Origin of the sequence: Granulicella sp. S190 (assembly GCF_009766095.1) — a bacterium.
GTDB lineage: Bacteria > Acidobacteriota > Terriglobia > Terriglobales > Acidobacteriaceae > Edaphobacter.
This window is the reverse complement of record NZ_LMUD01000023.1, coordinates 277,260-287,964: the sequence shown is the minus strand read 5'-3', so window position 1 is coordinate 287,964 and position 10,705 is coordinate 277,260. Positions and strand designations below refer to the sequence as shown.

11 protein-coding genes are annotated in these 10,705 nt (G+C 59.3%); all 11 read left to right on the top strand.

Translation table 11 applies throughout. The features are described 5' to 3' along the window. The coding region (locus GSQ94_RS14615) for an ACP S-malonyltransferase (protein WP_174240941.1) at positions 1-507 on the top strand (507 nt) is incomplete at its 5' end. 22 nt (positions 508-529) lie between these two features. Next, positions 530-1,048 carry a GNAT family N-acetyltransferase gene (locus GSQ94_RS14610; RefSeq protein WP_158944592.1) on the top strand — a complete coding sequence of 173 codons (519 nt, stop codon included), beginning with the start codon at positions 530-532 and terminating at the stop codon, positions 1,046-1,048. Between the two features lie 2 nt (positions 1,049-1,050). Further along, positions 1,051-1,674, top strand: coding sequence for a DUF6434 domain-containing protein (locus tag GSQ94_RS14605; RefSeq protein ID WP_158944591.1), 624 nt, complete (start codon positions 1,051-1,053; stop codon positions 1,672-1,674). 128 nt (positions 1,675-1,802) lie between these two features. Beyond that, entirely contained in the window at positions 1,803-2,270 is a 468-nt protein-coding gene (locus tag GSQ94_RS14600; RefSeq protein ID WP_158944590.1) for a nuclear transport factor 2 family protein, read from the top strand. Between the two features lie 71 nt (positions 2,271-2,341). Beyond that, positions 2,342-2,809: a thioredoxin-dependent thiol peroxidase gene (bcp, locus tag GSQ94_RS14595; RefSeq protein WP_158944589.1), complete on the top strand. Its 468-nt coding sequence runs from the start codon at positions 2,342-2,344 to the stop codon at positions 2,807-2,809. Between the two features lie 72 nt (positions 2,810-2,881). Further along, positions 2,882-3,151 carry a hypothetical protein gene (locus GSQ94_RS14590; RefSeq protein WP_158944588.1) on the top strand — a complete coding sequence of 90 codons (270 nt, stop codon included), beginning with the start codon at positions 2,882-2,884 and terminating at the stop codon, positions 3,149-3,151. 197 nt (positions 3,152-3,348) lie between these two features. Next, positions 3,349-6,858 (top strand): TonB-dependent receptor domain-containing protein, encoded by a 3,510-nt coding sequence (locus GSQ94_RS14585; RefSeq protein ID WP_158944587.1) that lies wholly within the window; start codon positions 3,349-3,351, stop codon positions 6,856-6,858. A gap of 233 nt (positions 6,859-7,091) precedes the next feature. Further along, a complete protein-coding gene (locus tag GSQ94_RS14580; RefSeq protein WP_158944586.1) occupies positions 7,092-7,823 on the top strand; it encodes a polysaccharide deacetylase family protein in 732 nt (243 codons plus the stop codon). 69 nt (positions 7,824-7,892) lie between these two features. Next, a complete protein-coding gene (locus GSQ94_RS14575; RefSeq protein ID WP_158944585.1) occupies positions 7,893-9,197 on the top strand; it encodes an MFS transporter in 1,305 nt (434 codons plus the stop codon). 122 nt (positions 9,198-9,319) lie between these two features. Continuing rightward, entirely contained in the window at positions 9,320-9,583 is a 264-nt protein-coding gene (locus tag GSQ94_RS14570) for a hypothetical protein (RefSeq protein WP_158944584.1), read from the top strand. A 344-nt stretch (positions 9,584-9,927) separates the two neighbouring features. After that, entirely contained in the window at positions 9,928-10,665 is a 738-nt protein-coding gene (gene lepB, locus GSQ94_RS14565; RefSeq protein WP_371417526.1) for a signal peptidase I, read from the top strand. Positions 10,666-10,705: the final 40 nt, after the last annotated feature.

Here is a 10,705-nt window from a genome sequence, read left to right as displayed (position 1 = left end):
TCCCCCGAAGCCAAAGCCTTCTCCCCCAACCACGCCGTCGTCTCTCCCGCCAACCTCAACTCCCCCGACCAGACCGTCATCTCCGGCGCCACCGCCGCCGTCGAGCGCGTCGCCGACCTCTGCAAGCAAGCCGGAGCCAAACGCGCCATCATGCTCCAGGTCAGCGCGCCCTTCCACTGCGCCCTCATGCAGCCCGCCCAACTGTCCCTCACCTCCACCCTCGAAGCCGTTACCTTCAACGACCCGGCCTTCCCCGTCGCTGCCAACGTCGACGCCAGCCTCCTCACCCGCCGCGCCGAGGTTCCCGACTGCCTCATCCGTCAGGTCACCGGCTCCGTCCGCTGGGTCGAGTGCATCCAACTCCTCATCGCCGAAGGCGCAACCCACTTCATCGAAGTAGGCCCCGGCAAAGTCCTCTCCGGCCTCATGCGCCAAATCGACCGCAACCAAGAAACCTCCAATGTCGAAGACTCCGCCTCACTCGAAAAGACACTGACAGCCCTCTAACAGGTCAGCAGGAGCAACCACCATGCAAGCAAAAGATGAGACGAACTCGCGCAAGGATGAGACGAATCCGTCCGAGATTCAGATCCGCCCCCTTCAATTCGGCGAGGACAGCACCGCCTTCCGAACTCTGAACGAAGAGTGGATCACCACCCACTTCAACATGGAGGCCATCGACCTCGCAGTCCTCAGCGACCCCGAGAATATGATCCTTCGCAAAGGGGGACAAATCTTCATGGTCTACCGCGAGGACGTTGCCGTAGCCTGCGTCGCCTTGATCCCCATGGACAACGGCGTCTTCGAGCTCTCGAAGATGGCAGTCTCGCCCCACCTCCGCGGCCTCGGCATCGGCCGCAAGCTTCTCGATCATGCAGTCACTCAGGCCCGGGCGCTCGGCATCAAATCCCTCTTCCTCGGAAGTAACAGCAAGCTCAAAGACGCTGTACATCTCTACGAATCGATCGGCTTCCGTCACGTCCCGCCCGAGAGTATGCCTGACATCCACTACGCTCGCAGCAACGTCTTCATGGAATTGACACTCTGAAAATGAATAAGAGGCCGCTTCTCTCCTCCAGCATCTCCGGGCAGCACTTCGCGTCCTGGTATTGGCTGAAAGAGGAGCTGGTCGCCTTCTGTCGCGAGCATCAGATCCCTACCTCCGGCTCAAAGCTCCAGCTACAGAGCAGGATCACCGATTATCTCAATGGAAAGAAGCGCATCGAGCGAAACGCATCCACGCGCCGTACGGGCAGGATGCCCACGCATCTCACTATGGACACGGTCATCGAAGATGGCTGGCGCTGCGGTCCTGCGCTCGGTGCCTTCTTCAAAAAAACTCTCGGCCCTGGCTTCCACTTCAATGCCTCGATGCGGGATTTCATCCACACCCAGACCGGCAAAACCCTGAGCGACGCAGCCATCTGTTACCAAACAAGCGTGCGCCCGGGCACAAAGAAGACGCCCATCCCTCGTCACCTAGAGTACAACCAGCACTTCCGAGACTACTTCCGCGAAAATCAGGGGCCTCGCGTCAGGACGCTATCGACGCCTGGTGGATCAAACGCGGCAGGAAGAAAAACTCAGTCGAGATTCCTTCAAGCAGTCAATAAACTTTGTCATCGCTTCATCCAGAAGGCCGCCGCGGCCTCGACCTCTGAAAACCTGCTCTAAGATGACATCAAAGCAGAGGTTCTCACGAAAGAAGAAAACGAACGGTCATGCAAGTCAACGATCCTTTGGGGACTTCAATTTCAAGGCTACACAGCCAATCCCTGACTCGGGGTTTAGAATCAGGAGCCATGAAGATCCTCCGGCTACGCTTGATTTTATCTATCTCCGCGGCGATAGCGACTGCGTTCCTGACTTGCTCGTTACACGCCTCTACGCCAGAAGAACAGGCAGTCCTTGTTCCCGTGGCGGAGATGTTCGATGGCATGGCGAAGCGCAACGCTGCGGCCATCAAGGAACCCACGCTACCCGGTGGCACGATGGTTCTCATGCGAGATGGCAAGCCGACTCAGATGACGTTTGAGGCCTTCGCAGACCGCGTAGGAAAGCCCGGAACCACGCAGATCGAAGAACGCATTCACGATCCGCTCATACGCATCGACAACGACCTGGCCGTAGTCTGGGCCCCATTTGAGTTCCTGGTAGACGGTAAAGTTGATCACTGCGGAACCGATCTCTTCAATCTTGTTCGCAAGGATGGCAAATGGTTGATTGCGAGTGTTGCAGACACCGGACGGAAAGATTGTTCAGTGAAGTAGCAAACATGCATAACATTCGGTAAAAATTGCGACAGCAATGAACTCCATCAAACAAAACTAAGGAAACCAAAATGAACGTCGGCGACAAAGTAGAAAACTTCACCCTCCAGAATCAGGACGGCAAGACCGTCAACCTCACCGACTTCAAGGGCAAACCCGTAGTCCTCTTCTTCTACCCGCGCGCCGACACCCCCGGCTGCACCATCGAGTCCTGTGGCTTCCGCGACGCGTTTGAAAAGTTCCAGAAGCAAGGCATCGTCGTCCTCGGCATCTCCCGCGACACCGTCAAAGACCAGAAGAAATTCAAAGACAAGTACGACCTTCCCTACGACCTCCTCGCCGACCCCGACATGGAGCTCATCAACCGCTACGACCTCGTCAAGCCAAAGAACATGTACGGCAAGCTCGTCAAAGGCGTAAAGCGCACCACCTACCTCATCGGCCCGGACCAACACCTCATCCACATCTTCGAAGAAGTAAAACCAGAAGGCCACGCCGAAGAGGTTCTCGCTCTCCTCAAAGCCCACACGAAAAAATAACCTCTCATCCGGACCTCTGAGAGCTGCTTCCGCATCGAAGGAACTATGTCATCCCCGAGTGAAACCTATCAAGTGAAATTCAAAACTCAGCCCGACCCCGAACACCCCGGGGGATATCTCATGCGCTTCACCCGGGTCATCAACATCACCCATGAAGAAGGTGCCCTGCAGGTTCGCTTCCCCGATAAGGTAAAGCTCCAGGGAGCCTTTCTCAAAGCTGGCCTCTACCTTCACTCCTTCGGACACGCTGACACCGGCCGCGACGTCATGCCCGACCCCAATCAGGACTACGAGGTCACCAACGAGATGATGCGCGACCTCGGCTTCGACATTCCCGCCTGACTCAAATCGCTGAACAATCGGAAGTCTGCGCTGCTCACCATCAGCCGCGGCGCGGCCCTGCGGCCTTGACAAAGATCTACTCTAGGGTGAAATTTATAGCCCTGATCTTTTGAGCGAGCCCGCGAATGCCCAATTCGTAACCTTCTGTTCACGCTTCCTTCATCGCAGGTTAACGGGAAGCCGTAAGGCTTAAAGTCATGCGAATAAATAGATTTTTGCTTGCTTCCAAACTTCTGGCGGCCGTCCTGCTCTTGCTCCCATGTACTCTTCTCCAGGCACAGTACGAAAACGGAAGCCTCGTTGGAACCCTCCACGACGCCAGCGGCGCCGCATTGCCAAATGCAGCCGTCACCATCACCAATGACGCCACAGGAATCATCTCGAAGGCCACCTCCTCCAGCTCAGGAGACTATGAGATCCCCTCCCTCCGTGTAGGTATCTATACCATCTCCGCCAGCGCCCCCGGCTTCTCAGACGCCGTCGCAAAGAACATCACCATCTCCGTCGGCGTTCGCGAGCGCATCGACCTCTCCCTGCAGGTCGGCTCTGCCCAGACCACCGTCGAGGTCTCGGACGTCGCCCTCCAGATCGAAACCGAGACCAGCCAGCGCGGCCAGACCATCACCCAATATCAAAGCGCCGCCTTCCCCCTCGTCAGCCGCAACTACTCTGACCTCCTAGGCCTGGTCACTGGCTCCCGTCAGGCTCCCACTGCCGCCACCACCAGCTCCATCAACTCGCTCGTCCGCGCCGGTGCCTACAACATCAACGGCCAGCGCAGCGTCTTCAACAACTTCCTCCTCGACGGTATGGACAACAACGCCTACGGCGAGTCCAACCAGGGCTTCGACAATCAGATCATCGCCATCCCGCCCGACTCCGTCGCCCAGTTTCAGATCGTCACCAACAACGAGAGCGCGGAGTACGGCCGCTCCTCCGGTGCCACCATCAACGTCGCCTCCGCCAGCGGCACCAACAAGTTCCACGCCACCGTCTACGAGTTCATCCGCAACACCGACCTCAACGCCGCCGGCTACTTCAAACCCACCCTCACCGGAAGCAGCGGAAACGTCGTCCCCTTCCAGAAGCCCACCTTCAACCGCAACCAGTTTGGCGTCAACTTCGGCGGTCCCATCATCAAGGACAAGCTCTTCTACTTCGTCGACTACGAAGGTTTCCGCCAGGTGCTCAAGCCGCTCAGCGTCAACACCGTCCCCACCACCAACGAACTCAATGGCGTGCTCGTCGTAGCCGTGCAGAATCCCCTCACCGGTCAGGTCTACCCCGCTGGCACCCCCATCCCCGCCGCCGCCATCAACCCCATCTCCCAGCAGATCATCAAGTACTTCCAGCAGATCCCCACCCAGGGCAAAGGCCTCGCCTCCACCGGCCTCGCGCAGGACAACTTCGCCCGCCTCGTCCCCTTCACCGACAACTCCGACAAGGGTGACCTCCGTCTCGACTATCAGCAGAACGCCAGCAACTCCTGGTTCCTCCGCATCTCCGATCGCAAAGAGACCGGCGTCAACTCACCCGTCTTCCCCCTCCCGCTCGATGGCCAGACCAACGGCACCATCCGCGTCCTCGACCAGCAGGTGGCCCTCGGCTACACCCACCTCATCGGAGCCAACAAGGTCCTCGACGCCCGCGTCGGTCTCTCCCGCACCAAGGCCGGCAAGTTCTCCCTCTCCATCGGCGACAACGCCATCACCATCCCCGGCCTGCCCACCGATCCCAGCGTAGCCGGCGGACTTCCCTCCACCAGCATCACCGGCTTCACCTCCTTCGGCCGCCAAAGCACCAACCCCCAGTTCCAGAACCCCGCTCTCCTCGATCCCAAGGTCAACTTCACCTGGGTCAAAGGCCGTCACTCTCTTAAGTTCGGCTACGAGTATGAGCACATCTGGATGGCCGTCAACGACAACAACCCCCTCTACGGCTCCTTCAGCTACGCTGGTGGCTTCAGCCTCTGCCCCAGCACCACCGTCGCCGGAGTCAAAACCGCGACCAACCCCAACTGCCCCAACATCAGCGGTGCGGTCACCGACAACTACTGGGCAGACTTCCTCTTCGGTACCACCAACAACTACTCACTCGCCAACCTCTTCGTCGCCCACCTCCGCCAGACCCTGCAGAGCGTCTACGCCCAGGACGACTGGAAGGTCGATCCCAAGCTGACCCTCAACCTCGGCGTTCGCTGGGAGTACGGCTCGCCCTACTCGGAGCAGCACAACTTCATCTCAAACTTCGATCCCACCACCCAGACCGTCCTCACCATCACCCCCGGCGCCACCGCAGGCAATGGCATCACGCCAGTCTCCGCCAGCGGAACCTACGGCAAGACGCTCGTCAATCCTGACTTGAACGACTTCGCCCCGCGCATCGGTTTCGCCTACGCCGCCACCCCCCGCACCTCCATTCGCGGAGGCTACGGCACCAGCTACGTCCACTACACCCGCGCCGGCTCAGGAGACATCCTCGCCATCAACGCGCCTCAGGCCCAGTTCGTCTCCGTCACGCAGAAGACGCCCTCCACCACCAATCACTGCCCCATAGGCCAGGCAGCTTCAAACTGCTACGTCACCGCCGACGAGGGCTTCCCCACCGGTATCGCCACCACCTTCAACAAGGCCACCGACAACATTACCTACGTCCCCAAAAACACCCGCGACAGCTACGTCCAGAGCTACTTCCTCAGCGTTCAGCAGGAGCTCGCCAAGAACACGCTCCTCGACATCGCCTACGTCGGCAACCACGGCAGCAAGCTCCAGGGCTTCCTCAACGGCAACCAGATCAACCCCTCCGCTGGCTTCACCCGCCCCTTCAACAACTGGCCCAGCGACATCACCGAAGCCCTCAACGAGTTCCACTCTCACTACGACGCCCTCCAGGTCCGTTATGAGCAGCGCTTCGTCGCCGGCCTCACCCTCCTCAACTCCTTCACCTGGTCGCACTCGCTCGATAACGCCAGCGCCTCGCTAGAAGGCAACAGCCCCTCGCCGCAGGACGCCAACAACATCAACGCCGACTACGGACAGTCCGACTACAACCTGCCCATCAGCAACGTCACCAGCCTCGTCTATGACCTTCCCGTAGGCCATGGCCGCCACTTCCTCAACACCGCCGGCGCCGTCACCGACACCCTACTCGGCGGATGGCAGATCAGCGCCATCAACACAATGCAGGCCGGTACAGTCTTCAACATCGGCTACTCTCCCAACTCCGCCAACGCGGTCTCTCCACAGATCCCCGCAACCTATCGCGGAGCCAACGAGTACCGCCCCAACGTCGTCGCCGGTCAGCCTGCAATTAAGAAGACCAAGCTGAGCAGCGGCTACATCCAGTACATCAACCTCGCCGCTTACACCCTTCCCGAAACCCGTGACGGAAGCGGCAATCTGGCAAGCCCCTTCGGCAACGCCTCACGTAACCCGGGCCGTTCGCCGGCCTTCTATCAGACTGACTTCGCGCTCAACAAGACCTTCAGCACACCCATCGAAACCCTGAGAGTCCAGTTCCGCGCCGAGGCCTACAACGCTTTCAATCACACCAACTTCTACATCCCAGGCAGCGCCCTCTCCGGCACGCTCAGCACGGCAGCCACCAGCACTGCGCCCGCGACCCTCAACAACCCCACCGGAGGCGGACAGATCACCAGCACCTTCGAGCCGCGCATCTTCCAGTTCGGCCTGAAGGTCCTCTACTAACCAGCACGTAGCCTCAACAGAAAGCCCTGTGCCAAGAGCACAGGGCTTTTGCATTTGCCGGGCACTTGCACTTGCCATTGCACTTACCGCCCACTTGCTGTTGCTCTGAAACCCTCACAAAAAGATCGTCATCTCGACCGAAGTCGCGCAGTCTCATCGCGCGACGCAGTGGAGAGACCCCCGCATTTCGTCTTGCCCGCACTCCCTATAATGAAGACACCGTGAGCGTAGGCATGACACAAACTCAATTAGCCTCTTCTGCCCTGCTCGCTGCGGCCACCGCCGCCGCAGGAACCCTCACCTACGCTGCCCTCTCGGCGCAGTCGCAGCTCTTCGGCAAAGTCATCATCGCAGGCAAGAACCCCAATCACATCGCCCTCACCTACGACGACGGCCCCAACGACATCGCCACCGAACGCCTCCTCGAAGTTCTCGCTCGCAACAACACTCGCGCCACCTTCTTCCTCATCGGCCGCTACGTCCAGCAGCGCACCGCGATCGTCCGCGCCATCGCAGCCGCCGGGCACCTCATCGGCAACCACACCATGACCCATCCCTGGCTCGCATGGCAATCCTCCGCGCGCATCCGCGAAGAACTCACGCGCTGCAACGCCACGATCGAAGACACCATCGGTGCTCCCGTCCGCTACTTCCGCGCCCCTCACGGCGCTCGTCGTCCCGCAGTCCTTCGCATCGCGCACGAGCTTGGCCTCACTCCGGTCCAATGGAACATCCTCCCCGGCGACTGGAAGCTCATCGACGCCCGCGAAATTACCGATCGAACTCTGCGCGGAATTCTCCGCAACCAACGCCAGAACCGCTCATCCAATATCGTGTTGCACGACGGTGGACAGGGTGGTCTCGGCCAGCCTCGTCTGCCCAGCGTAGAAGCCACAGCCATTCTCCTCCAGAACTATAAGACTAGGCCGGAGATAAAGTTCGTCACGGTAGACTCCTGGACGTAATCCACGGCAGATTTCCAGCCCCGATCTCGGCCCGATCCCGTACCATGGCAGCACCCAAGAGGAATCCCGATGAGCACAACCGCAAACCCCACAGCGGCACAGCAGAATCCCGTCATCGATCCCGAGCTCCCCGCGCCGCTATCAATGGGCGATGTCCTGCGCGTCCCCATGATGCGCCGTCTCTGGTACGCGCAGATCATCTCCGTCTTCGGCGACTTCCTCGCGCTCTTCGCCGTCATCAACGTCCTCACCTTCAAGCTGCATGCCAACGCCCAGCAGGTCACCGGCGTTCAGATCGCCTACATGCTCCCCATCGCCGTCCTCGGCATCCTCGCCGGAGTCTTCGTCGACCGCTGGCCCCTCAAGCCCACCATGGTCTCAAGCGACTCCATCCGCGCTGGCCTCTGCCTGCTCCTCATCTTCGCCACGCAGATCTGGCACTACTACGCGATCCTCGCCGCCATCAGCGTCATCTCCAGCTTCTTCAGCCCGGCACAGGGAGTCGCCATCCGCTCCGCAGTCCCGCTGCACGGTCTCCGCTCCGCGAACGCGCTCATGCAGCAGGTCATGTTCGGCATGCGCATCGTAGGCCCTGCTCTGGCTGGCGTCATGGTCTCCTACCTCGGAGCCCGCAGCTGCTATGCCTTTGACTCCGCCAGCTTCGTCGGCTCCGCTCTGCTGATCGCGTCCGTCACCTTCCTTTCGCCCGGACCAAAGGCAGCCGCACCAGCAACCGGCGCAGCAGAAGCATCCGCAATCGCCAAAGTGTGGCTCGATATGAAGCAGGGCATCGACTTCATCGTTCACCACGCTGCCCTCTTGTTCGTCATCCTCGCCATGGCGGCAGGCATGTTCGTCCTCGGCTGCTTCGGCCCCTTGATCGCCATCTATGTGCGTGATTCGCTCCACGCCTCCACCAAATCCTTCGCCATCGCCTCAGCGATGATCGGCCTCGGCATGCTGGTCGGCATCAACGGCCTCAACACCCTCGGCAAAAACATCAAGGACACCATCCTCGTCTACTCCGGCCTCTGCGGCATCGCAGTCGGTCTCGTCATGCTCACGCTGCTGCCGCACCTCTGGTCGACCGTCCTCGGCAACCTCATCATCGGCTTCTCGGTAGCAGGAATCATCGTCCCCTCGCAAACACTCTTTCAAAAAGCAACTCCGCCGGAGCTCATGGGCCGCGTAGGCTCCACCTTCATGTCGATCATCTTCACCGCCCAAATCCTTGGCCTCGTCCTCTCCGGACTTCTCTCGCAGTACATCGGCGTCCGCCAGGTCTTCGCCCTCTGCGCCGCCATGCTGTTAGTCCTCATGGCGGTAGGCAAAATCTGGATGGAACCAAAGCCCGCAGCCACACAGCCCGTCTAAACTCATCACTCAGACAGGCTGTCTCGAAAATCCTATTCAACTTCCGAATGAGATCGTCACTCGGAAAATGTGGTGTGCTTTCGAGTCGGGGCTGGCATAACATTGGGGCTAGAGGTAATCAGGTGCTATACAAAAAGATCAATCTCGAACTGATCGTCGTCGCCAGTGAGGCCGACGCCGTTGTCGCGGAGTTGAACGCCGCGCTTGATCGGATGGAAGAGAGTCACACACTCTTCGGTGGTGGGATCGAAACCGCCGCTATCGAGCACCCGGGAACACGGAAGCGATCGGCACTCGGCCACACGATCGCCGCAGGTGAGACCGCCGCTACTGCGGTCAAGTCTGCATATAAAACCGTGGCTGTTGCCCTCCGCGCAGTCATCTGATTGAGAATGTATACCGCGGCGAAGGATGGGATCAACACATCCCCACGCTCCACGTACCCGCTCATCCTGAGCGAAGTCGCTCGAATCACAGCCAGTCGGGAGGTCGAAAAACTTCGGCCCGGACGAAAAGCGCAGCTTCCCAGAAGTCGGCCTTCGGCAAGCTCAGATTATTGAGGTAGACGAAGTTGCTCAAAACCCCGTTTGTTGGGTGGCTATGAGAAACTGGTTTTCGGAACGAGGAGCTTGTGAGCGAACAAAATAGGGACGGCTCTCTGCAGACTGAGGAAGCACTGACTAGTTCACTACATACAAGCGCAGGTACAAGAGAGAGAGCTGAGACACCATTGGAGGCGCTGTCCTCTATCTGTGTAGTTCTGGTTGCGGGGCTCTTTGTTATGACTATCGTCTTCCAGAACTTCGTGATCCCTTCCGGCTCGATGGAGAAAACGCTTCTGATCGGCGATCACGTTCTCGTAGATCGAATCACCTTCGCGCCGCCTATCGGGTGGGCTCCATTTGTCCACTATCGCGAGCCGCAGCGCGGTGACGTGATCGTCTTTTACAAGCCGAATCCTGAGACGCCTGACCTCATCTTGGTAAAACGCCTCATTGGGGTTCCTGGTGACCGCATTCACCTTATCCATGGGGTCGTCTACCTTAACGGAGTCGCTCAGAACGAGTCTTACGCGGCAATGCCGAAATTTTCGGCCGATCCAGAGGACGAATACAGTCCTGCGCGTGATGATTTTCCAACACGGGGCACGCCACCTGGCTCCTTTGAAGTCTGGTCCCAGGAATTACCTTCGCATGTAAAAGACGGTGATCTGGTAGTGCCACCGGGGAATTTCTTTGCCATGGGCGATAACCGCGAGCATAGCGCAGATGGGCGCTTCTGGGGCTTCGTTCCACGAGAGAATATCCTCGGGCGACCACTCTTCAACTATTGGTCTTTCGAAGCGACCGCAGCCCAGATGGACGCACAAGGGGCCAGCTTGGGCGCTCGTGCCAGCTCATTTTTCACGACCGCTTTGCACCTATTGAATAAGACCCGATGGAGCAGAACTGGTCATCTGATACGCTAGGCTCCCGCAAAGTCGCGTCGTCGGCAATCTCGCCGATGAA